The 22,552-nt window shown below is 65.6% G+C and carries 24 protein-coding genes and 1 pseudogene; 14 read left to right on the forward strand and 11 right to left on the reverse strand.

What is annotated here, in order from left to right:
• Window positions 1-24 precede the first annotated feature (24 nt).
• Entirely contained in the window at window positions 25-387 is a 363-nt protein-coding gene (locus XI05_RS29745) for an ArsR/SmtB family transcription factor (RefSeq protein ID WP_271508394.1), read from the reverse strand.
• Window positions 387-1,049 carry an SRPBCC family protein gene (locus tag XI05_RS29750; protein ID WP_271508396.1) on the reverse strand — a complete coding sequence of 221 codons (663 nt, stop codon included), beginning with the start codon at window positions 1,047-1,049 and terminating at the stop codon, window positions 387-389. Before XI05_RS29750 ends, XI05_RS29745 begins: the two co-directional genes overlap by 1 nt.
• 176 nt (window positions 1,050-1,225) lie before the next feature.
• Here XI05_RS29750 and XI05_RS29755 point away from each other — a divergent pair, with 176 nt between their 5' ends.
• Window positions 1,226-1,576: a cupin domain-containing protein gene (locus XI05_RS29755; RefSeq protein ID WP_271508398.1), complete on the forward strand. Its 351-nt coding sequence runs from the start codon at window positions 1,226-1,228 to the stop codon at window positions 1,574-1,576.
• 139 nt (window positions 1,577-1,715) lie between these two features.
• On the opposite strand, the gene XI05_RS29760 is transcribed toward XI05_RS29755, so the two are convergent.
• The 4 genes and pseudogenes from XI05_RS29760 to guaA form a co-directional block, all read right to left on the reverse strand.
• Window positions 1,716-2,597 carry an AraC family transcriptional regulator gene (locus XI05_RS29760; RefSeq protein WP_271508400.1) on the reverse strand — a complete coding sequence of 294 codons (882 nt, stop codon included), beginning with the start codon at window positions 2,595-2,597 and terminating at the stop codon, window positions 1,716-1,718.
• Between the two features lie 265 nt (window positions 2,598-2,862).
• Window positions 2,863-4,116 (reverse strand): serine hydrolase domain-containing protein, encoded by a 1,254-nt coding sequence (locus XI05_RS29765; RefSeq protein WP_271508401.1) that lies wholly within the window; start codon window positions 4,114-4,116, stop codon window positions 2,863-2,865.
• A 102-nt stretch (window positions 4,117-4,218) separates the two neighbouring features.
• Window positions 4,219-5,113 (reverse strand): annotated as a pseudogene (locus XI05_RS29770) (HNH endonuclease).
• A gap of 67 nt (window positions 5,114-5,180) precedes the next feature.
• Window positions 5,181-6,779 (reverse strand): glutamine-hydrolyzing GMP synthase, encoded by a 1,599-nt coding sequence (gene guaA, locus XI05_RS29775; RefSeq protein ID WP_271508402.1) that lies wholly within the window; start codon window positions 6,777-6,779, stop codon window positions 5,181-5,183.
• 147 nt (window positions 6,780-6,926) lie between these two features.
• On the opposite strand from guaA, the gene XI05_RS29780 reads away from it, so the two are divergent.
• The 3 genes from XI05_RS29780 to XI05_RS29790 all read left to right on the forward strand — a co-directional run bounded on the left by XI05_RS29780 (window position 6,927) and on the right by XI05_RS29790 (window position 8,265).
• Window positions 6,927-7,298, forward strand: a complete 372-nt coding sequence (locus tag XI05_RS29780; RefSeq protein ID WP_172786380.1) for a nuclear transport factor 2 family protein — start codon at window positions 6,927-6,929, stop codon at window positions 7,296-7,298.
• Between the two features lie 157 nt (window positions 7,299-7,455).
• On the forward strand, window positions 7,456-7,788 hold the full coding sequence (locus XI05_RS29785) for a DHCW motif cupin fold protein (protein ID WP_271508403.1): 333 nt from the start codon (window positions 7,456-7,458) through the stop codon (window positions 7,786-7,788).
• A gap of 267 nt (window positions 7,789-8,055) precedes the next feature.
• Window positions 8,056-8,265 carry a cold-shock protein gene (locus tag XI05_RS29790; RefSeq protein ID WP_008141931.1) on the forward strand — a complete coding sequence of 70 codons (210 nt, stop codon included), beginning with the start codon at window positions 8,056-8,058 and terminating at the stop codon, window positions 8,263-8,265.
• A 210-nt stretch (window positions 8,266-8,475) separates the two neighbouring features.
• On the opposite strand, the gene XI05_RS29795 is transcribed toward XI05_RS29790, so the two are convergent.
• Both XI05_RS29795 and XI05_RS29800 read right to left on the reverse strand, forming a co-directional pair.
• On the reverse strand, window positions 8,476-9,777 hold the full coding sequence (locus XI05_RS29795) for an RsmB/NOP family class I SAM-dependent RNA methyltransferase (RefSeq protein ID WP_271508404.1): 1,302 nt from the start codon (window positions 9,775-9,777) through the stop codon (window positions 8,476-8,478).
• A 35-nt stretch (window positions 9,778-9,812) separates the two neighbouring features.
• Window positions 9,813-10,235, reverse strand: a complete 423-nt coding sequence (locus XI05_RS29800; RefSeq protein ID WP_271508406.1) for an MAPEG family protein — start codon at window positions 10,233-10,235, stop codon at window positions 9,813-9,815.
• 157 nt (window positions 10,236-10,392) lie between these two features.
• Here XI05_RS29800 and XI05_RS29805 point away from each other — a divergent pair, with 157 nt between their 5' ends.
• From XI05_RS29805 to XI05_RS29850, 10 genes are all read left to right on the forward strand, one after another.
• Window positions 10,393-11,007 (forward strand): acriflavin resistance protein, encoded by a 615-nt coding sequence (locus XI05_RS29805; protein WP_271508408.1) that lies wholly within the window; start codon window positions 10,393-10,395, stop codon window positions 11,005-11,007.
• A gap of 69 nt (window positions 11,008-11,076) precedes the next feature.
• Entirely contained in the window at window positions 11,077-11,919 is an 843-nt protein-coding gene (locus XI05_RS29810) for a metallophosphoesterase family protein (protein ID WP_271508410.1), read from the forward strand.
• Between the two features lie 143 nt (window positions 11,920-12,062).
• The gene (locus XI05_RS29815) at window positions 12,063-13,358 is read left to right on the forward strand and encodes an amino acid deaminase (protein WP_333940038.1); all 1,296 of its coding nucleotides are present in this window, start codon (window positions 12,063-12,065) and stop codon (window positions 13,356-13,358) included.
• 10 nt (window positions 13,359-13,368) lie between these two features.
• A complete protein-coding gene (locus XI05_RS29820) occupies window positions 13,369-14,028 on the forward strand; it encodes an amino acid ABC transporter permease (RefSeq protein ID WP_271508413.1) in 660 nt (219 codons plus the stop codon).
• A gap of 11 nt (window positions 14,029-14,039) precedes the next feature.
• The gene (locus tag XI05_RS29825) at window positions 14,040-14,690 is read left to right on the forward strand and encodes an amino acid ABC transporter permease (protein ID WP_271508414.1); all 651 of its coding nucleotides are present in this window, start codon (window positions 14,040-14,042) and stop codon (window positions 14,688-14,690) included.
• Window positions 14,677-15,405, forward strand: coding sequence for an amino acid ABC transporter ATP-binding protein (locus XI05_RS29830; RefSeq protein WP_271508415.1), 729 nt, complete (start codon window positions 14,677-14,679; stop codon window positions 15,403-15,405). The genes XI05_RS29825 and XI05_RS29830 overlap by 14 nt, the downstream gene beginning before the upstream one ends.
• Before the next feature lie 26 nt (window positions 15,406-15,431).
• Window positions 15,432-16,229 (forward strand): transporter substrate-binding domain-containing protein, encoded by a 798-nt coding sequence (locus tag XI05_RS29835; RefSeq protein WP_212257474.1) that lies wholly within the window; start codon window positions 15,432-15,434, stop codon window positions 16,227-16,229.
• Window positions 16,230-16,284: 55 nt separating this feature from the next.
• A complete protein-coding gene (locus XI05_RS29840; RefSeq protein ID WP_271508417.1) occupies window positions 16,285-16,629 on the forward strand; it encodes a RidA family protein in 345 nt (114 codons plus the stop codon).
• 61 nt (window positions 16,630-16,690) lie between these two features.
• Window positions 16,691-17,719 carry a succinylglutamate desuccinylase/aspartoacylase family protein gene (locus XI05_RS29845; RefSeq protein WP_271508419.1) on the forward strand — a complete coding sequence of 343 codons (1,029 nt, stop codon included), beginning with the start codon at window positions 16,691-16,693 and terminating at the stop codon, window positions 17,717-17,719.
• 246 nt (window positions 17,720-17,965) lie between these two features.
• A complete protein-coding gene (locus tag XI05_RS29850) occupies window positions 17,966-19,030 on the forward strand; it encodes a LacI family DNA-binding transcriptional regulator (protein ID WP_271508420.1) in 1,065 nt (354 codons plus the stop codon).
• Window positions 19,031-19,040: 10 nt separating this feature from the next.
• Here XI05_RS29850 and XI05_RS29855 read toward each other — a convergent pair whose 3' ends face one another.
• The 3 genes from XI05_RS29855 to guaB form a co-directional block, all read right to left on the reverse strand.
• Complete coding sequence (locus XI05_RS29855; RefSeq protein ID WP_271508422.1) at window positions 19,041-19,334, reverse strand: hypothetical protein; 294 nt, start codon at window positions 19,332-19,334, stop codon at window positions 19,041-19,043.
• Between the two features lie 170 nt (window positions 19,335-19,504).
• The gene (locus XI05_RS29860; RefSeq protein ID WP_271508424.1) at window positions 19,505-20,527 is read right to left on the reverse strand and encodes an NADP-dependent oxidoreductase; all 1,023 of its coding nucleotides are present in this window, start codon (window positions 20,525-20,527) and stop codon (window positions 19,505-19,507) included.
• Between the two features lie 254 nt (window positions 20,528-20,781).
• Complete coding sequence (gene guaB / locus XI05_RS29865; protein ID WP_172786362.1) at window positions 20,782-22,275, reverse strand: IMP dehydrogenase; 1,494 nt, start codon at window positions 22,273-22,275, stop codon at window positions 20,782-20,784.
• Window positions 22,276-22,552 lie beyond the last annotated feature (277 nt).

The raw sequence follows: 22,552 nt of genomic DNA on the forward strand, positions 1-22,552 counted from the left end.
ATCCACCCTACGGGTTCTCTATCCTCACGCCCTCTTCCCGCTCCGCTTGGTGATCGGCGCGTTGCGGCGTTCGCGTTTGCCGCGCGCGATCTCGGTTGCCAGCGCGTCCAGCTTCGGCACCCAGAAATTCCTGAACTGGCCGACCCAGGCATCGACCGCTTGCAGCCCGGCCGCGTCGACCGAATAGAGCCGCCTTTGCGCCTCGGCCCGGACGCTCGCAAAGCCGCTCTCGCGCAGCACCTTGAGGTGCTGCGAGACCGCCGCCTGGGTGATGCCGAACTCGGCCCCGATGATTTCGACGACCTCGCCGGATGCCAACTCACCGGGCGCCAGCAGCTCGAGGATGCGGCGGCGCACGGGATCGGCAAGGACTTCGAAGGCGTGCATCAGCTTCCGGTGCCGGGATGAACGACGTCGGGCGGCATCTCGCCGCGATAGAACGCGATGGTTCGGTCCGAGCGCTCCTTCGCCGTGGCTGGATCGACCCCGCTTGCGACATGTGCCGCACGCCAATGCTCGCCGCTCGTCGTCATGAAGTCCTTGCCCTCGGGCGAGACCATCCAGGCCTCCGCCGTCTCATGGTCGACCGATGCCCCGGTCGCAAGATAACGCTCCAGTCCCGCAAGCGCGAGGTCCCAACCGATACCGACCGCCCCCGGACCGAACTGATTCCAATGATCCTCGATGATCGCTGTGTGCTCGAGCGTCAGGCGCGCCTGGCTTCGCTCGGCTGTCAGGCTGACGTCGATCCAGCTCATGGCACCGCCGAATTCCCAGGTCGCGGCGAAATGGGTCGGCGGCGTGCAGGCCGTGATGGTGCCGCCCGCATTGCCTTTGATCTGGTAGCGTCCCCCGAGCCGGAGGTCGCCCTCGACCGGCGCAAACCAGCGCGGGATCCGCTCCCTGCTGGTCACGGCGTCCCAGAGATCGTCGACGCCGGTGTCGTAGAGCCGCGTGAGGGTCACGACGCTCGCCGGTTTCCCATCCTTGGCGAAATTCCTCACCGAACGTGTCACGAGCCCGAGGACCCTGGCGACGTCGAATTCCATTGGCGCCTCTCCCTGTCGCTTTCGTGGCAATGAATATCGATCACCACTAATATAAGTCAATCCTTATATTCATTGATGCTACTGCGTCAAACCGCCTCGCACGCCGACGCGAACCAAACACCTGTCCAGGCGTCTATGGGTGCCTCCTCTCAAAGCCCCTGAAACGGAAGGAACTCATGCAAGTTCGCAAATTCGCCGTCACCGATGCTTCGCTCGAACGCTCGCCGGGACAGGACGGAGATATCTTCGCCGGCAATGTGATCGACCAGCGTCACGGCGGACCGATCACCATCGGCTACGGCCGCTACGCGCCGAACCAGAGCCTGAACGAGACGCTTGCAGTCGACGATGTCATGCTCGTCCTGGAAGGAAAGCTCTCGGTCACGAGCGCCGGCAGCACCGTCACCGCCGGTCCCGGCGAGATCGTCTACATGCCGAAGGGCGAGACGGTCACGATCCGCTCGCATGAGCAAGGCGCCCTCACCGCCTACGTCACCTATCCGCATTGGCAGGAGGCGCGCGAGTGAGGCGCGAGCTCGCCCGGGGCACATCCTTCGAGACGCCCGCCTGCGGCGGGCCCTCAGGATGAGGTCTCGTCTTGCGGCTAGCTCCTCATGGTGAGGAGCCCGGACACACAAGCGTCTCGAACCATGAAGGCCGAGGCCGCTACTTCAGCGGCAGAAACAGTTCGGCGACCGTCTCGTGCTCCGGAACCTCCGGAAAGAAGCTCAGCCGCTGGCAGTAGATCGGGAAGTCGCGCGCTTCCTCGCCGCTGGCCGGAAGCCAGTCGCGGTAGAGGTAGAGCGCGGCTGGCTCGAGATTGTCGGTGTAGCCGACGACGCGCAGCACGGCGCAGCGTCCGCCGGGGATCTTGCCGGCTTTGATCCCTTCGCCGCATCCCGGGAGCGACCGATCTGTGCCGACGCAAAGGTCTACGCTGTAATCGGCGGGGCGCGCAGGACGTCGCTCGGACCGCCATATATTGAAGGTCGGGTTCGTGCTGGGATGCAGGCCGGCTGCCTTCCGCCAGGCGATGAAGCGCTGGATGGTGGCGGGGAGCGTCGCCGGGTCGCCGCGATGCTCCATGATCGCCACCCTGGTGGCGGGTACGTCGCGGATGGTCACGTCGTCGGTGGTGAAAGTTCTCTGCATGAGCTTGCTCCTCGCGAAATGGAGAGGCCTTAAAGCCGCAAGCCACGGCTCCCAATCGGGAGAATTCCGGAACGACGACGGCGATTGCCCGAGCCGTTGCCGAAAGGCGCGGGCAAAGGCGTCCGGCGCCTCGTAACTGGCCTCCATCGCAATGTCTGTGACGCTTTGCGCGTCGGTGTAGGCGAGCTGATGCGACGCGCGCTTCAGACGGGCCAGCTGGACGTAGCAATGCACGGACAGACCGAAGGTCGCCGTGAACTGCCGGTGGAAATGGAATTTCGAGAAGGCTGCAACGCCGCTCAAGCTTTCCAGGTTGAGATCATCGTCGAGATGCCGGTCAATATGCTCCAGCACCCGCCGCATCCGCTTCCGATAGTTTTGCAGCGCCGCCGTCATCGTCCCTCCTCCGTGGCGACTTCCATCTAGGCGCCGGCGGCAGCGGCGCGCTCGACCGATCTTGCGGACTTGAGAGAGGCGACGCGGAAAACGTCATTGACCTCCACTGTCGTCGCCCGGCTTGACCGGGCGACCCAGTACGCCGCGGCCCCTCGGCTCAATCACAATTGCCTCTGGAATACTGGATGCCCCGGTCAAGCCGGGGCATGACGGCGAGTGTGAGGCGCGAACACGCGACGCCAAGAGACAGCAGCAGCAGATGACCCTACCCGCCCGCCATCAGCGCCTTGGCCAGCGCCATGTACGCCGGCAGCGTCACCGGATCGTTGGCGGCGTTGCCGGCAACCGGATGCGAGGCGTAGCGGGCGATCACCATCTCGGCCTTGGGATCGATGTAGATGCCCTGGCCGTGGACGCCGCGCGCCATGTAGGCGCCGTGGGCGTTGTGCGTGACCCACCATTGATTGCGATAGGAGGCGCCCGGCAGCGTGGTGTAGCCGGCCGGCTTGAATTTTTCGGGATCGCCGCCGCGCGCGATGTCCTCGATCACGGATGACGGCACGATCTGGCGGCCGTTGAAGCGGCCGTGATTGCGCATGGTCTCGCCGAAGCGGGCGAGATCGCGCAAGCAGGTCGAGAGACCGCCGCCGCCGCTCTCGGTGCCGATGCGATCGACGTGATAATGCGCGTCCTCCTCCGCGCCCATCGGCTGCCAGATCCGCTCAGACAAGAGATCGGACAGCGTCACGCCGCTGGCGCGCCTGATGATCCACGCGAGCACGTCGGTGTTGACGGTCTTGTAGGCAAAGGCGTTGCCGTGCTCGCCCTGCTTCTTCTGCGCGATGAGGAAATCGAAGATGGTGGTCGGGCCGTCATAACCCGGCGGGATCGGCGCCATGCCGTTGGCGCGCCGCAGGCCCCACACGTCCGAGTTCTTGTCGGTGTAGACCTCGGTGTAGCGCAGCCCCGTGGTCATATCCATGACCTCGTGCACGCGCGCATCGCCGAACGCGCTGGCCTTCAGCTCCGGCACATAATCCGTCACCGGCGCCTGCGGATCGATCCTGCCCTCGGCGACCAGAATCCCTGCGAGCACGCCGGTGAACGATTTCGTCACCGACATCGCGATATGCGGCTTGTGCGGCTTCAAGGCGCCGAAATAGCGCTCATAGATCAGCCTGCCCCGATGCAGCACGGCAATGCCGTTGGTGTAGGTCTCCTCCAGCATCTTGTCGAAGGTGATGGGACGGCCGTCCATCGTGGTCAAGGCGACCGCGCCGATGTCATGGTCCGCGCGCGGCAGAGGCGACGCAGGTCCAGCTCCGCGCCAGACATTCACGGTGGGAACGAGCTGACGGATGTTGCTCCAGGCCCAGCGGAGTTCGGGGAAATTGCGGAAGGAGCCGTCCTGGAAGGTGATGAGGCGATCGGGGGATGGAGGGAAGCCGCGCATCCAGCCGAGGGGCTCGGGGTCGGTGGGGGTGGCGGGCGGATGGTTGGGGGTGGGCGCGACGGACATAAGGGCTGGCTCCAGCGAACGACGCAGATTTCCTACCATGAGGGATTGCGGTCCACATCAAGGGCTAGCGCTAGGCTGACGCGCGCGACTCTACGAGCTCGTCTATCGCTTGAAACAATTTTCGCGGTGCCATTGCAGAAAATGCGGATGAGGCCGATCCGATGGCCTCCTTGGCTCAAGCGCGCGCCCGGACTTGTTGATGACCCATCGAACTCCTTCCAGATCGTTTGTCTGCCGCGAGATCAGTATTTCCAATTCATCGGACAAGCTGATCAAACCACGATCGAACATCCAATGCGCAGTTCCCGACAGAGCGATCCCATTGCTCACGATGTCTGGCCCGTTCGCCTCCACGGGCCGAATGTGCGCCGCCGCTACCTCTGCGCGCCCCATTCCATTGATGAGCTTCAGCCCGGTGATGGCGCAGCGCTCGTCGTAGTCGCAACACGACCCGACGAAAAACTCGGTCACGCAATACCCTTGAGACGATTGAACTCACGCGATCACGCGCAAGTATAAACGGCGCCTGCTCTCCTTCGTCGAGTTGAGACAATCGAACATCTGCATCGACTCGGGGTAGCAGCGGCACACCTTCTGCGAAGCCGAGCGCGAATATTCTATTGAAATCGTCGGCCGAAATTGGACGGACTGCCGACTGAGCACGCCCTGAAATCCGTCCCTGCTCATTCAGGACTCCGCGCTCCACAGGACCCGTCGGTCCGTTGAAAGCGACCGGATTGGCAAAGTCCAGATAGCTTCCGGGCTCGATCAGAGCGAGAAACATGCCCGATGCCGTTGGGTCAGGAACAACTTGTTGTACCCGAGCAATCGCGAAGTAGCCGCGCGTTTCTGCTACCTTGCTCGGTTCATAGTAGATGATCCAGTCACCGACGCAGGCTTCAACGCGACGCAGGTACTGGCCTGGAAACTGGTATCGTTCTGCGGGGCTATCATCGTAGATCGAGTCCGATCGATGGATGAATACCCCAAATCCCATAATTCGTCGCGACGCCTGTCCAGGAAGTAACGACTAGCTCAGTATGTTAAGCTTGGAGAGCTACACCCTACTCCCACTCGATCGTCCCAGGCGGCTTGCTGGTCACGTCATATACCACCCGGTTCACGCCCTTCACCTCGTTGATGATGCGCGTCGCGGTCTCGCCCAGGAATTTCATGTCGAACTGGTAGAAGTCCGCGGTCATGCCGTCGGTGGAGGTGACGGCGCGCAGGCCAACCACATAGTCATACGTGCGGCCGTCGCCCATGACGCCGACGGTCTTTACCGGGAGCAGCACTGCAAAAGCCTGCCAGATTTCGTCGTAGAGGCCGTGCTTGCGGATCTGGTCGATGTAGACGGCGTCGGCCTTGCGCAGGATGTCGAGCTTGTCGCGGGTGATGTCGCCGGGGCAACGGATGGCGAGGCCCGGGCCCGGGAACGGGTGGCGGCCGACGAAGATTTCGGGGAGGCCGAGCTCGCGCCCTAACTTGCGCACCTCGTCCTTGAACAGCTCGCGCAGGGGCTCGACGAGCTTCATGTTCATGCGCTCAGGCAGGCCGCCGACATTGTGGTGCGACTTGATCGTCACCGAGGGGCCGCCGGTGAAGGAGACGCTCTCGATCACGTCGGGGTAGAGCGTGCCTTGTGCCAGGAAATCGGCGCCGCCGATCTTCTTGGCCTCAGCCTCGAACACCTCGATGAAGAGGCGGCCGATGGTCTTGCGCTTGGTTTCGGGATCGGTGACGCCTTCGAGCTCGCCGAGGAATTGCTTCGACGCATCCACGTGCACGAGCGGGATGTTGTAGTGGTGGCGGAACAGGTCGACGACCTGCTCGGCCTCGTTGAGGCGCATCAGGCCGTGATCGACGAACACACACGTCAGCTGGTCGCCGATGGCCTCGTGGATCAGCACGGCCGCAACCGCTGAATCGACGCCGCCGGAGAGGCCGCAGATCACCCGGCCCTTGCCGACCTGCGCGCGGATCTTGGCGATCTCCTCCTCGCGGAAGGCGCGCATGGTCCAGTCGCCGGTGAGGCCGGCGATCTTGCGCACGAAGTTGCGGATGAGTTTTGCGCCGTCGGGCGTGTGCACCACTTCGGGGTGGAACATCAGGCCGTAATATTTGCGCTTCTCGTCCTGGATGATCGCGAACGGCGCGTTCGGCGAGGTGCCGGCGACGGAGAAGCCCGGCGGCATCTTCGTGATGCGGTCGCCATGGCTCATCCACACCTGGTTCTTGCTGCCTGACGACCAGACGTCCGCGAACAGCTGGCTCTCGGCCTTGACCTCGACATCGGCGCGGCCGAATTCGCGGTGATGGCCGCCCTCGACCTGGCCGCCCAGCTGCGCCGCCATGGTCATCTGGCCGTAGCAGATGCCCATCACGGGCACGCCGGACGCAAAGATCAATTGCGGGGCGCGGGGCGAGCCGGCCTCGTGCACCGACTCAGGGCCGCCGGAGAGGATCACCGCTTTCGGCTTCATCTCCTTGAAGGCCTCTTCGGCCTTGTTGAACGGGACGATCTCGCAATAGACGCCGTCCTCGCGCACGCGACGCGCGATCAGCTGCGTCACCTGGCTGCCGAAGTCGACGATGAGAATCTTGTCGTGCGCCGAGGCCACCGAGGGCGTCGACGCGGAGCGGTCGTTCTGTGCTGCTGTCATGGCCAGCCAATACGCTGGCGGCGCGCGGGCCGCAACCACGGCAGCGGTGCGCCCACATGCTTCTTTGGGCATGGACAAAGGGATATAGGTAAGTATTCTTGACCTATTATGCCCCATTCCAGAAAGGGGCCGATCAGGGAGAATGCCATGTCACAGCACCATCAGCCGTCAACACTGGCCGCGCTCGGTCGGACCTGGGTCGAGGCCTGGAACGCGCGCGATCTCGAGCGCGTGCTCACGCTCTACGACGAGGCGGCTGTGATGACCTCGGACCGCATTCCGATGCTGGGGTTCGACCCCAGCGGCACGGTGCGCGGCAAGGATGCGTTGCGCGCCTATTGGGGCAAGGCGCTTCCCCTGGTGCCGAACCTGCATTTTTCGCTGATCGATCTGTTCGTCAGCCCGGACAGCCTCGTGGTGTTCTACGAGAACGAGCGGGGCAAGAAGATCTGCGAATATCTGCGGGTGAATGAGGCGGGGCTGATCGTGCAGGGCTCGGCGAACCATTTGGCGCATTGATCATCCCCGTCATTGCGAGGAGCCCTTGCGACGAAGCAATCCAGACTGCCGCCGCGGATGCAGTCCTGGATTGCTTCGCTTCGCTCGCAATGACGGAGACCGAAGCGGCAGCATGCGCTAACAACGTCACTGCCGGCTCTGAGACAGGATTCCTCGCATGAAACTCCCCACCTCCCCCTTCACCGTCACCGACTGGAGCAAGGTCGAGCCGACCACGCATCCCGGCGAAACCGGAGAGGCCAAGTGGCGCACGCTCAACATCGGCGAGCTCCGGGTGCGGATGGTGGAGTACTCGCCGGGCTATCTGGCCGATCATTGGTGCGATCGCGGCCACGTGCTCTACGTGCTGGAGGGCGAGCTCGACAGCGAGCTGCGCGACGGGCGCAAATTCAAGCTCACCGCGGGCATGAGCTACCAGGTGTCGGATTTCGGCGACGCCGCGCACCGGTCCTCGACGGCCGTGGGGGCGACGCTTTTCATCGTCGACTGAGACGCGAGAGCGGGGTTAATTTGCACCGCAAAATAGCAAAGTCACGCGAGGTGCCGAGCCGCGGGTGGTGCCTTGAAGTGGCCCCAAATTCTCGCTATATTGTGATCATCGATACTTGGCCGAACGACTGGGCCGCTTCGCTTCGTTGCTGACGGGCGCGCACGCTTCAGATGAATTCTCCAAACATCGACTCATCAGGGACCATGGGCGCAATGCTGCGTACCGGTCTGCGTGCGTACTCAACCTAACTAACTAAAGGAAATTCCCATGGCTATGGGCACCGTGAAGTGGTTCAACACCCAAAAGGGTTATGGTTTCATCCAGCCGGATGACGGCCAGAAGGACGTGTTCGTTCATATCAGCGCCGTCGAGCGCGCTGGCCTCTCCTCCCTCAACGAGGGTCAAAAGGTCTCGTTCGACATCGTCGCCGACCGCCGCAGCGGCAAGTCGTCGGCTGACAATCTCCGCGTCGGCTAATCGCCAGCGCACCGTTCTGACCGCGGACGTACCGGCAGAACGTTGGAACTCGAAAGCCCCGCGACCGGGATCGGTCTGCGGGGCTTTTGTTTGCCCCGGTCATTCCGGGGCTCGCGAAGCGAGAGCCCGGAATCCATTGAGCCGCAGACCCTGCCGCCCGATGGATTCCGGGCTCGCCCTGCGGGCGCCCCGGAATGACGGGGAGAGAAATCAGCCCGTCTTCTTCAGCACCGAAACGAAAAACCCATCCGTCCCGGTCCGCCGCGGCGTCATCAGCCAGCCCTCGGCTGACTGCAGCGCGGCCTCGCCAAAAGCTTCCGCCTTGTCCCAGAGCACGCTCGCGGTCTGCTCGGGCGGGACGACCGTGAACTCGCCATGACGGCCGATGAAGGCCCTCACCTGCTCGCCGTTCTCTTCCGCCAGCACCGAGCAGGTGATGTAGGCGATGCGGCCACCCGGCTTGACCAGCGGAACCGCACGCTCCAGCACCTCGGCCTGGTCGCGCAGGCGGATCTCGAGCGCGCCGGGGCGCATGCGCCATTTGGCGTCGGGGCTGCGGCGCCAGGTGCCGGTTCCCGTGCAGGGCGCGTCGATCACGACGAGGTCGGCGGTGCTGCGGATGTCGGCAAGCGGATCGGCCTCGCCCTTGGGCGTGCGGACATCGGCATTGTGGACGCCGGCGCGCGACAGCCGCTCATGGATCGGGGCGAGCTGGCGCTTGTCACGGTCGGTCGCGATCAGCCGGCCCTTGCCCTGCATCAGGGCGGCGAGCGCCAGCGTCTTGCCGCCGGCGCCGGCGCAGAGATCGATCACCTGCTCGCCGGGTTTTGCCGCGGTGAGCTGGGCGGCAAGCTGCGATCCCTCATCCTGCACTTCAATGGCGCCCTTGATGAAATCCTCTTCCGCCTGGATGCCGGGGTTGCGCGCATCGGCGGAAAGCTCGATGCGCAGGCCGGTTGCGGACCAGGGCGTCGGTTTTGCATGAAGATGAGAAAGCGCCTTCAGCACCTTGTCGCGATTGGATTTTAGCGTGTTGACGCGCAAGTCCAGCGGCGCCCGGCTCGCCATCGCCGCGGCTTCCGCCGCGCGGGTCTCGCCGAACACTTTGGCAAGGTACGGGTCGAGCCATTCCGGGTAGTCGCCGGCGATCGCGGCCGGCGCGCCTTCGAGCGACCGCGAGGCGAGTGCGGCCTGCTCGGCCTCGGTCAGCGGCGCCGGCGCAAAGCGGCTGCCGTCGAAGAAGGCGCCCATGGTCGCCATGTCCATGTTGCGCTCGAGGCGGAGCATGCCGATCAGCCGGGCCCGCGCGGTATCGGAATCCATCAGCCAAGCGCTCGAGGCGTAGCGGCGCAGCACGTCCCAGACGAGGCCGGCGATGGCGGCGCGGTCGCCCGAGCCGGCGAAGCGGTGCGCGGTGCCCCACTCCTTCAGCGCCTTCGCCGCGGGCACGCGGTCCCTCTCGATGGTGTCGATCACTTCAATGGCTGCGGACAGCCGGGCAGCGGGGGTCATTTCAGATCTTTCAGATTGGATCCGGCGCGTCAGGCTCAGATCAGCAGCAGCAGCTTCAGCGCGAAGTAGATCCACGTCGCGAGCAGCACCAGCACGCCGGCGAGCCAGACCATGGAGCGGCGGCCGAGATCGTTCGAGGAGACGAACACGCCAGCATGGGCAAAGCGGGTCACCACGAACACCCAGGACATCAGCACGATGAAGAGGTCGGCCCGGCGCAAGGGCAATGCCAGCGCGATCAGGACGTAGAACAGCACCGGCAGCTCGAACTGGTTGCGGTAGCAATTGGCGATTTGTGTGGCGCCCTTCGGCCAGTTCGGCTCGCCCAGGGCAATGTCGCGGATCTTGGTCTCGCCGGCGACCAGGGCCCTGCGGCGCGCCAGGACCATGCCGATCAGAAGCGCGAAGGTGAGAGCGATCTGCACGAAGACCGGCAGCAAGACCATTTGAACGGACATCGGAACTTTCCCGGGAGGCGGAACGCGGCAGACGTCATTAGCCGCGGCTTCTCACGCTGACAATCAGCGAGTTGAACCGGCGTTCCAGCTTCTGCGACCAACCACAGATTGTTAAAGCGATTTCGGCCCCATTTCGGGCCCGAGGCGAGATACCGCCATGACGACCTTGACCGGCCTCTTCACCGAATCCGCCGATGGCCAGCTCGGCATCCTGATGTCGGCCCTATCAGGGATCGCGGCAGCGCTCGCGGTCGCACTGGCCATGACGGTCTACTTCCGCCTGAGTTATCGGACCTGGCGCGACGTCGCCCGGCATGGGCTGGCTGCCTTGGCCGCGGTCGCCCTGTTCGCCTTCGCCGCCTACGACATGCGCCACGCTGCGCTTGCCTATCTCGGTCTCAATCCCTCCAAGCCTGCCGTCGAGTTCGAGATACGCATGCCCCGGGAGATGCTGACCGCGGTAGGCGACAGCCAGATCGAGTTGCACACCGACCGCAACCAGACTTTGGCGCTGCTGGATGGCGTGCGCGACCTCTCGGACGGCCGCGCAGTGCTGCGCGGTGCGGTCGCGCTCAACCACCGCACGGCCGATCGCGTTCTGGTCGTGAACCTGTCTGGCAAGGGCATCTTCGAGTTCCGCCTCCGCCTGCCGGCCGAGCCGCATCGCTCCGTCGAGTTCGGCCCCTGGCACCTCGCCGACCGCATCGCCTCCCCGCTCCCCGGCGCGGTCGCCCCGCAGGACGGCTACACCATCCGCTACCGCGTGCTTTAAACTTTGTTCGGTGCGATCCATGCCCGGCCCGTCATCGTTCCGACGCGCGGCGACCGGTAGGATGATCGCATGTCCGAATTTCGTCTCACGCAGATTTCCGACACCCATCTCGGCCGGCGCTTCCCCGGCCTGATCGCCAACTTCCATCGCATCAGCGAACACATCGACGCCGGCAGGCCGGATCTCGTCGTCAACACCGGCGACGTCTCGTTCGACGGGCCGACCAGCCGCGACGACGTCGAATTCGCCAAAGGCCTGCACGACGCGCTGCCCGTCACCTGCCGCTATCTCCCCGGCAATCACGACATCGGCGACAATCCGACCGCGATCGGGCCGGCGCCGAAGCCGCCGGTTAGCGAGACGCAGCGCCGGCAGTTCTGCGACATCATCGGCGAAGATCATTGGTCGTTCGAAGCCGCGGGCTGGCGCTTCATCGGCCTCAATTCGCTGGTGATGAATTCGGGCCTCGCCTTCGAGGCCGAGCAGTTTGACTGGCTGTCGCAGGAAATCTCGCGCACGAACGGCAGGCCGGTCGCGCTGTTCCTGCACAAGCCGCTGTTTCTCAACCTGCCCGACGATGCCGAGACGCCGGAGACGTCGATCCGTTACGTGCCGCAGCCGGCGCGGGCGCGGCTGATCGAGATGTTCGGCAATGTCGACCTGCGTCTTGTCGCCAGCGGCCACGTGCACCAGCGCCGCGACTTCACCTTTCGCCACACACGCCACGTCTGGGCGCCTTCAGCGGGTTTCGTCATCAACGATCAGCGCCAGGACCGGATCGCGATCAAGGAAGTCGGTCTCGTCGAATACCGCTTCCAGCCCGACAGTCTGGAGGTCCGTCACGTCAGGGCCGCCGGCCAGGTCGATGTCGACATCGAGGAGCTGCTCATCCAGATGGGCGGCGGGCATTAGCCTACTCCTCGGGCAACTCACCTTACCTTGATACCTCAATGCATCGAATTCGGCCTCAGACTGGCTAAAATCCGCTAATGACAACGTTGTCATAAGGCCGTATCGTTTCTTAGCCGCGGTCGAGGGCCGCCGAGGGAGCGATGATGCAGTTCTTGTCCCGGTGGGAGAACCAACGCCTTTCGGCGACCATGCGAGGCATTCCCATGGTCGATGGCGTTGCCACTGCGGACATCGGCAAACAGCGCTGGTCGCCTGCACACGGCGATCTCGCCCTGCCCGTCCTCACCCTGGATGAAGCCGCCTTCGCGGCCAACCGCGATCTTTTCCTGAAATGGTGCGCGAGTTCAGGCGTTGCCGTCGCCCCCCACGCCAAGACGCCGATGTCGCCGGAGCTCGCCCGCTCGCTGCGCGCAGCCGGCGCCTGGAGCACGACGGTTGCCAACGTCCAGCAGGCTGCCGTGCTGCTCGCGAGCGGCGAGCGGCGCCTGCTGCTGGCCAATGAGATCGGCGGGCTCGCCGCCGGTCGGCGGCTCGGCGCGCTGCTCGCCGCCTATCCCGACGTCGAATTTCACGCCTTCGCGGATTCACCGGCTGCGGTGGCAGCTCTCGCCGAGGCCGCGCGGATCGCGGGCCGCCGGGATTTGTCCGTGCTGGTCGAGCTCGGCGCCGGCCGCGCCGGCGCCCGCGACCGCGCGGCGGTCGAGGCAACGATCGCAGCCGTGCTCGCCGCCGACCGGCTCGTGCTCGGCGGCGTCGCCACTTACGAAGGCGCCGCTGCAACGTCCGATACCGACGAGACGATGCGCGCAATCGCGGTGCTGCTGGATCGCACCATCGAGACATTTGCGTTGGTGCGCGCGGCCGCCCCGAAGCGGCCGTTGATCATGAGTGCCGGCGGCTCGGCCTATTTCGATGTCGTCGCGCGGACGCTTGCGCCCGCGGCTCAGGCCGACGGCAACGCCAGTGTGATCCTGCGCTCGGGCGCACTGTTCTTCGCCGATCACGGCATCTATGCGCGCGCCTTCGCGGAAGTCGACCGGCGCGGCGGCCTCCTCATCGACGGCCTGCACCACTCGGCCGTGGAGAGCTTTCGGCCCACGCTGACGCTCTGGGCCGAGGTGCTGTCGCGGCCCGAAGACGGACTTGCGATCGCCGGCTTCGGCATGCGCGATGCCTCGTTCGACCAGGGCCTGCCCGTGCCGTTGCGCGTGTTCCGGGACGGCGTCGAGCAGCAAGGCCTTGCCGCGGCGCTCGCGGTGACCCGCCTCAACGACCAGCACGCGTTCCTCTCGGTCGCATCCGAAGCCGCGCTTGCGGTCGGCGACATCATCGCCTTCGGCATCTCGCATCCCTGCACCTGCCTCGACCGCTGGCGCGTGATCTTCGGCCTCGATGCCGACGGCGTCGTGGCGCGCGCCCTCCCCACCCAGTTCGGCTGAGAGCGGCGCGATGAACTTCCTGCCGCTCTGGCGCTATCAGAACCAGCTCATCGACGGCGCCATCGTCACGCTGGAGCTGACGGTGATCTCGGCGCTCGCCGGGCTCGTGATCGGCATCGCCGGTGCGGTCGCGCTGAAGGGGCGGATCACGTCGCTGCGCTGGCTGGTGCGCGGTTACATCGAGCTGTTCCGCAACACGCCCTCGCTGATCCAGATCTTCATCGTCTTCTTCGTGCTGCCGAACTTCGGCCTGAAGCTGCCCGCCTTCGAGGCCGCGGCCGTCGCGCTGTCGCTCTATTTCGGCGCTTATTCCGTCGAGATCATCCGCGCCGGTCTCGATTCCATTCCGCGCAGCCAGGTCGAGGCCGGCCAGTGCTTGGGGTTGTCGGGCTGGCAGGTGTTTCGCCACATCATCCTGCCGCCGGCGCTGCGCAACGCCTATCCGGCCGTGACCAGCCAGTTCGTGCTTTTGCTGCTCGGCACCTCGCTCGCCTCGCAGGTCGCCGCCGACGAGCTGTTCCACGTCGCCGGCTTCATCGAGAGCCGCACCTATCGCAGCTTCGAGGTCTATGCCGTGATCTGCACGGTCTATTTCGCGATGGCGATGTCGTTCAAGGCGCTGTTCGCCGTGATCGGCCTGGCGGCCTTCCGCTGGCCGCGGCGGCGCTGAGGGGCGAAGCGATGCGATCCTTCTCCCTCATCGATTTCGTCTCGCTGTTCGCGGCGCTGCGCTGGACCGTCACCCTCGTCGTGCTCGCGCTTGCCTTCGGTGCACCGCTTGCGCTCGGGCTTGCGCTCGGCCGCATCAGCCGGTTCGCAGGGCTGCGCTGGGCGATGGCGGCGTGCATCCAGGTGATCCAGAGCGTGCCGCTGCTCGGACTGTTGTTCTTCTTCTATTTCGGCATGCCGGTCTTCCTCGGCATCCAGGTGCCGGCGCTCATCGCCGTGACCGTCGCCTACACGCTCTACACCGCCGCCTTCCTCGGCGAGATCTGGCGCGGTGGCCTGGAGGCCGTAAAGCTGGCGCAATGGGAGGCCGGCGCCTGCCTCGGCCTCTCCGCCTGGCAGCAATTCCGCCACATCATCGCGCCGCAGGCGCTGCGGCTGTCGCTGCCGCCGACCGTCGGCTTTCTGGTGCAGCTCATCAAGGGCACCTCGCTCGCCTCGATCCTCGGCTTCGTCGAGCTCGCCCGCGCCGGACAGGTGGTGAGCGCGGCGACGTTCCAGCCGCTGCTCACCTACGCGCTGGTCGCCGCGATCTATTTCGCGCTGTGCCTGCCGCTCACGCTCTGGTCCCGCTCCCTGGAGGCCCGCCTCGATGGCTCTCGTTGAAATCCGCGACGTGCGCAAGACATTCGGCAAGGTCGAGGTGCTCAAGGGCGTCTCGCTCGACGTCGAGGAAGGCGAGATCGTCACCATCATCGGCCGCTCCGGCTCGGGCAAGTCGACGCTGCTCCGCTGCATCAACGCGCTGGAGAGCGTCGATTCCGGCGAGATCCGGGTCGAGGGCCAGAAGGTCCACGCCAAAATGCCAGACCTGAAGAAATTTCGTCAGCGCGTCGGCATCGTGTTCCAGGCCTTCAATTTGTTTCCGCATCTGAAGGTCGAGCGCAACATCACGCTCGCCCCGCTCCTCACCGGCCGCACCGACAAAGCGAAGGCGCGTGCGCTGGCCGAGGACGTGCTGACCCGCGTCGGGCTCGCCGACAAGATCGACGCCTGGCCCGAGCAGCTCTCCGGCGGCCAGCAGCAGCGCGTCGCCATCGCCCGCTGTCTCGCCATGGCGCCTCACCTCATGCTGTTCGACGAAGTGACCTCGGCGCTCGACCCCGAGCTCGTCGGCGAAGTCCTGAAAGTGATGGAAGCGATGGCGGAACAGGGCATGACCATGATCCTGGTCACCCACGAGATGGGCTTTGCCCGCAACGTCGCCGACCGCATCGTCTTCATGCATCAGGGCCGCGTCTGGGAACAGGGCCCACCGGCAAAACTGTTCGCCAGTCCTGAGACACCCGAGCTCGCAAGCTTCATCGCATCTGCCAAGTGAAAACCGTCCCCTTCAAGGAGAGAGTCATGAGAAAGTTGAAGTCCCTCTTCACCATTGCAGCTGCGGCCCTCGCCGTCCTCGCCGCACCCGGCCTTGCCAAGGCCGACAAGCTCCAGGACGTGCTCGGCGCCGGCAAGATTCGCGTCGGCATTCTCACTGATGCCGCGCCGTGGGGCTTCAAGGACGACAAGGGCGAGATTGCCGGCCTCGATGCCGATCTTGCAAAACTGATCGCCGCCGACATGGGCGTGAAGCTCGAACTGGTGCCGGTGACGGGTGCCGCGCGCATCCCGAGCCTGCTCTCGGACAAGCTCGACATTTTGATCGCCGGTCTCGGCGCCACGCCCGAGCGCGCCCAGCAGGTGATGTTCTCGCAGCCCTATGCGGTGGTGAATCTCGGCGTTTATGGCGCCAAGTCGCTCCCCTCCGCCACCGGCAAGAAGCCCGACAATCTGGAGGGCCGCACGGTTGCCGTCGCGAAAGGCACGACGCTCGACGTCTGGCTCACCGACAACGCGCCGAAGGTGAAGCTGGTGCGCTTCGAGGACACGCCGGCGGCGATTGCGGCCTATCTCGCCGGACAGGCCGACACGTTCGCGGAGAACAGCGCCATTGCGCTGAAGGTGCAGGACCAGAACCCGACCAAGGAGGTTGAGCTGAAATTCCTGATCCGCCAGTCGCCGGCCCATGTCGGCGTCCGCCAGGGCGAGCAGAACCTGCTCAACTGGATCAACACCGACATCTTCTTCAACAAGCTCAACGGCAAGCTCGGCGCACTTCAGCTGAAATGGTTCAAGGAAGAGCAGTCGTTGCCGACGCTGTGAACTCACCCGCGGCTCCCGCGTCATGCGGGAGCCGACCTTCCCGAGGAGAATTGAGATGATCAAGCGTTACGTCGTGGGATCGCGCATGAGCCAGGCCGTCGCCGCCGGCGGCATGGTGCACATCGCAGGCCAGGTTGCGGATGACCGCAAGGCCGGCATCGTGTCGCAGACGGAGCAGGTGCTCGCCAAGATCGACGCGCTGCTCAAGCAGGCCGGCTTCGACCGCTCCAAGCTGATCGCGGTCAACGTCTTCCTGCCGCATATCACCGACTTCGACACCATGAACTCGGTCTATGACGCCTGGATCGATCCGGCCAATCCGCCGGCGCGCGCCTGCGTCGAAGCCCGCCTCGCCGATCCCGATCTGCGCGTCGAGATGACCGCGGTCGCCTTGCTCTAGGCCGCCGCCTTTCTTTCAACCTTCGGCCGGCGCCGGCGACGGCGCGGCCACGAGGCCTCCCATGCACACCGGACTGTTTCACGAGATCGATTTCGAGAAGGACCAGAAATGGTCCGGCCATCTCGGCATTCCCTTCTCGATCGATCGCTCCCCCTACTATCAGCTCAAGATCCCGATCTTCCGGATCAAGAACGGCGCCGGACCGAAGCTGCTCCTGATGGCCGGCAATCACGGCGACGAATATGAGGGCGAGATCACGCTGACGCGGCTGTATCGCCGGCTCGATGCGCGCGCCATCAAGGGCGAGATCACCATCCTGCCCTTCGCCAATTTGCCCGCCGTGATGGCGGCACGGCGCCGCTCGCCGCTCGACGAAGGCAATCTCAACCGCGCCTTCCCGGGCGATGCCGCGGGCACGCCGACCTTCCGCCTGGCGCATTTCCTCGAGCACGAGCTGTTTCCGCGCCACGACGTCGTCTTCGACATCCACTCCGGCGGCACGTCGATGGCGCACGTGCCCTGCGCGCTGATCGAGCGACAGGGTCCGCCAGAAATGTTCGGCCACGCGCTGCGCCTGATGGAAGGGCTCGGGATGCCCTTCGCCTTCGTCGCCGAGAACGGCGCCACGGCGCCGACCTCGATGGCGGCGGCCGCGCGCGCCGGCGCGATCGGGCTCTCCGGTGAATTCGGCGGCGGCGGCACCGTCACGCCGCAGACCATGGCGTTCACCGCGCGCGCGGTCGACCGGCTGCTGCTCGCGCTCGGCCTCGTCCAGGCGCCCGTGCTCGGGCCGCATGCGCCGGTCGAGCGCGCGACCGAACTGCTGGCCCTGCAGAGCCATGCCCAGGCCGTGTTCGCGACGCGCCGTGGCTGGTTCGAGCCCGCTGTCACAGTCGGTGCGCGCGTGAAGGCGGGCGACATCGCTGGCTGGTATCACGACTTCGAGCGCCCCGAGCTTGCCGAAGAGGTGCTGCGCTTCCCCGCCGACGGCATCGTGATCTCGCAGCGCCTGCACACCGACAGCCAGAGCGGCGACTGCCTGGTGCAGGTCGGCCGCGCGCTGTCGCCCGAGGAGGTGATGGCGCGGTGACGTGAACAGGTGTCGCGGCCAACTCGCTGCACCTCTCCCGCTTGCGGGAGAGGTCGGATCGCGAAAGCGATCCGGGTGAGGGCTTTCTCCTCTAGGGGATTTCATCCGTAACATTGGAGAATCCCGACGTGGAGATACCCTCTCCCCAACCCTCCCCCGCAAGCGGGGGAGGGAGCGCACCGCCATCGTAGTTGCAATCCGATCCGATCTCTTCATGCTCTAACCTGACGTCTCTTCAGGGATTCCATGACCGATCCGGCCAAGCCGAGCTATGACGACGTCGTGCGCATTCCGGCGCCGCCCGGCCGCAGCAACGCGACCGGCCGGCCGCCGCGCATCGAGGAAGTCGCCGAGCGCGCCGGCGTCGCGCCGATCACGGTGTCGCGGGTGCTGCGCCACCCCGAGAAGGTCAATCGCAAGACCCGCGAGCGAATCCTCGAGGTGATCGAGGCCACGGGCTATGCCTCCAACCCGCATGCCCGCGCGCTGCGCTCGGGCCGCTCGAACGTGGTCGTCGCCTTCGTCTCCAACATCCTCAGCCAGCAGTTTGGCCTTGCGGTGCGCAGCTTTGCCGCGACGCTCGAGCCGGAGGGTTTCGAGGTGCTGGTCGGCCAGACCTCCTACTCCTATGCCAAGGAGGTCGCGATGATCCAGTCGCTGCGCGGCATCCGCCCCGCGGCGGTGATGTTCACCGGCGTCATCGAGCTCGAGGAGAACCGCACGGCGCTGGCCGAGCTCGGCATTCCCGTGATCGAAACCTGGGCGTTTCCGCGCGATCCCATCGACATGCTGGTCGGCCTGCCCAATGCGGATGCCGGCGCCATGGCGGCCCGCCGGCTGGCGCAGGCGGGACATCGCCGCATCGCCTTCATCGGCCGCAGCAGCGGCCGTGGCGCGCTCCGCCGCGACGGCTTTCGCACCGCCGCCGCACAGCTCGGCCTCACGATCGTTCACGAGATCCTCGTTGGAGAGGTGACGGGCCTCGTCGACGGCCGTGCCGCCTTCACCGCCCTGCTCGAGCGCAGCGGCGACGTTGACGCCGTGTTCTGCGCCAACGACCTGCTCGCGACCGGTGCGCTGATCGAGGCTCGCGCCCGCGGCCTGTCGGTGCCGCGCGATCTGGCCGTGCTCGGCTTTGGTGACAACGACGTCGCCGATCAGATCACGCCCGGCCTCACGACCATTTCGTTCGACGCCGCGGCCGTGGGACGTCTCGCGGGCGAACTGCTTTTGGCGCGGCTCTCTGGCACGCCGCGCGCCGAGCAGCGGCTCGCGGTCGATCTGTTCCTGGTCGAGCGCGGTAGCGTCTGAGCGTTGCGGCTTACGCGACGCTCTTGAGATCCTGCTGGATGGCAGCGAGTAGCGATTGCAGCGCGGCGCTGTTCACCGGCTTGGCCTCGGTGCCGACCGGCTGAACAGAGGCGGGCTGCGCAGCTTTCACCGGGCGCTTCGGGAATGGCGGTGGCGCAGGCCTTGCGGCCGGCATGAAATCGCCCTCATCCTCGGCGTGAACGAACTTGCCATGGATGACGTCGTCGCGACGGCCCATGATGAACATGGTCGCCCAATAGCCGGCGGCCAGGAGGATTACGCAGAAAATACCAATCTCTAACATCGCAGCACCTAAAATATCCGCGATGATTCAATGCCTTCCTCTGGCCGTCAATGAACAGGCGGTCACACCTGCGGCTTTTGCGGGCAGGTGTGACCATTTGGTGACTCTTTCTTAACTATCCCCACCCGGTGTGTGGCCGCGGGGCCACGTGAGTCCCATTCCCTGTCGCGCTAGGCCTTGTCCGGCCCGACCCGGACCAGCTGCTTGCCGAAATTGGCGCCCTTCAGCAGGCCCATGAAGGCGCCGGGGGCACTCTCCAGGCCCTCGGTGACGAACTCCTTGTACTTGACCTTGCCGTCGCGAACCCAGGAGGACATGTCGCGCAGGAAGTCGCCATGGCGGGCGGCGAAGTCTGACACGATGAAGCCACGGAAGGTCAGCCGCTTGGTGAGGGTCGCGCGCATCAGGGACGCAGCCCATTTCGGCGGCTTGGCCTCGGTGTCGTTGTAATGGGCGATCAGGCCGCAGACCGGAACGCGCGCGAACGGGTTGAGCAGCGGGAACACCGCCTCGAACACGGCACCGCCCACATTCTCGAAATAGACGTCGATGCCCTTCGGGCAGGCGTCCCTCAGCCTGGCGGCGAGATCGGGGTCGCGGTGATCGATGCAAGCATCGAAGCCGAGCTCCTTCACCACGTAGTCGCACTTGTCCTTGCCGCCAGCGATGCCGACCGCACGGGCGCCCTTGAGCTTCGCGATCTGCCCCACCGCCGAGCCGACCGCGCCGGACGCACCGGCAACGACGACGGTCTCGCCCGGCTGCGGCTTGCCGATGTCGAGCAGGCCCGTATAGGCGGTCATGCCGGGCATGCCGAGCACGCCGATCGAGGTCGAGATCGGACCGAGCTTGGGATCGACCTTGCTCAGGCCCTTGCCGTTCGAGATCGCGTGCGACTGCCAGCCGGTGCGGGCCCGCACGATCTCGCCGACCGTGAAATCGGGATTGTTGGAAGCCGCGACCTCGCTGACCGCCTCGCCTTCCATCACGCCGCCGACCGGCACCGGAGCTGCATAAGACGGCCCCTCGCTCATGCGCCCGCGCATATAGGGATCGAGCGACAGCCAGATCGTGCGCAGCAGGACTTCGCCCTGCCCTGGTGTCGGCACGGCGAATTCCTCCAGGCGAAAATCAGACGGCTTGGGTTCGCCGACGGGACGCGCGGCGAGAACGATGCGTTTGGCTTGGGCCATTGGCTTCCTCCACTTTTCTGTCATTGCGAGCGAAGCGAAGCAATCCAGCCGCGTCAAGACAAAAGGACTGGATTGCTTCGCTTCGCTCGCAATGACGAGCTTGTGGCAGGTGCCAACCACACACTCGCTGTCATCGTCCGCGAAGGCGGACGATCCAGTACTCCAAGGCGGTTGTGATTGAGTGGAGGGGCCGCGGCGTACTGGATGCCCCGCCTTCGCGGGGCATGACACCGTCATTTGGCACGAGCGAGTGACTAACCCCCGCCCGGATAATTCGGGCTCTCGCGCGTGATGGTGACGTCGTGGACGTGGCTTTCACGCAGGCCCGCGCCGGTGATGCGGACGAACTGGGCCTTGTCGTGCAGCTCCTTCATGTCGCGCGCGCCGACATAGCCCATCGCGGCGCGCAGGCCGCCGGCGAGCTGGTGCATAACGTTGCCGACCGGGCCCTTGTAGGGCACCTGGCCCTCGATGCCTTCAGGCACGAGCTTGAGCGTATCCTTGATGTCCTGCTGGAAGTAGCGGTCGGCCGAGCCGCGCGCCATCGCGCCGACCGAGCCCATGCCGCGATAGGCCTTGTAGGAGCGGCCCTGCCACAGGAACACTTCGCCGGGCGTCTCATCGGTGCCGGCGAGCAGCGAGCCGACCATGGCGATGTCGGCCCCGGCCGCGAGCGCCTTGGCGAGATCACCGGAATATTTGATGCCGCCGTCGGCGATGACGGGGACATCGGCCTTCTTCGCCGCGTCCACCGCATCCATGATCGCGGTGAGCTGGGGCACGCCGACGCCGGCAACGATGCGGGTGGTGCAGATCGAGCCCGGGCCGATGCCGACCTTGATGCAATCCGCGCCTGCGTCGATCAGCGCCTGGGCACCTTCCGTGGTGGCGACGTTCCCGGCAACCACCTGCACCGAGTTCGACAGACGCTTGATGCGGTTCACCGCCTGCAGCACGTGACGGGAATGACCGTGCGCGGTGTCGACGACGACGAGATCGACGCCGGCATCGATCAGCCGCTCGGTGCGCTCGAAGCCGGTGTCGCCGACCGTGGTGGCGGCAGCGACGCGCAGGCGGCCCTGCCCATCCTTGCAGGCGAGCGGATGGGCGACCGCCTTCTCCATGTCCTTCACGGTGATGAGACCGACGCAGCGATATTGATCGTCGACCACCAGCAGCTTCTCGATGCGGTGCTGGTGCAGCATCCGCCGCGCCTCGTCCTGGCTGACATTCTCGCGGACCGTGACGAGCCCTTCATGCGTCATCAGTTCGGAGACTTTTTGCCGGCGGTCGGTGGCAAAGCGCACGTCGCGGTTGGTGAGGATGCCGACCAGCTTGCCGGGCGTGTTCTTGCCGGCGCCGGTGACGACGGGAATGCCGGAGATGCCGTGATCGCTCATCAGCTTGAGCGCGTCGTCGAGCGTGGCGTCGGGGCTGATGGTGAGCGGGTTCACCACCATGCCGGACTCGTAGCGCTTGACCTGCCGCACCTGGGCGGCCTGCCCTTCGGGATCGAAGTTGCGGTGGATGACGCCGAGGCCGCCGGCCTGCGCCATGGCGATCGCCATGCGGGCCTCGGTGACGGTGTCCATGGCCGAGGCCATGATCGGGATGTTGAGCGGGATGGCGCGGGTGACGCGGGAGCGGATGTCGACCTCGCCCGGCATGACGTCCGACAGGCCCGGCTTCAACAGCACGTCGTCGAACGTAAAGGCTTCGCGGATGCCTTGAAGTTGCACCGTGGCCATCTGCCAACTCCTTCCTGCGGCCTTGCCGCAAATGCTAATGGATGAGCGCCGCCCTCGGCGTCCCTTGCGGCAACGCCTTGAGAATCGGAGCCCATCGGTGGGGTTGACGCGGGTCGATAGCACGGCCGCGTGACGAATCAAAGCAATTCGGGCCGCTGGCCAGCCATGCACAGGCTTATTTGGGCCGAAATCGGCGGGCGCAGCCCCATGCGCCAGCCCAACCCTGGCCGTCATTCCGGGGCGCGACGAAGTCGCGAACCCGGAATCCATCCGCCAG

The organism is Bradyrhizobium sp. CCBAU 11357 (assembly GCF_028128865.1).
Taxonomy (GTDB): Bacteria; Pseudomonadota; Alphaproteobacteria; order Rhizobiales; family Xanthobacteraceae; genus Bradyrhizobium.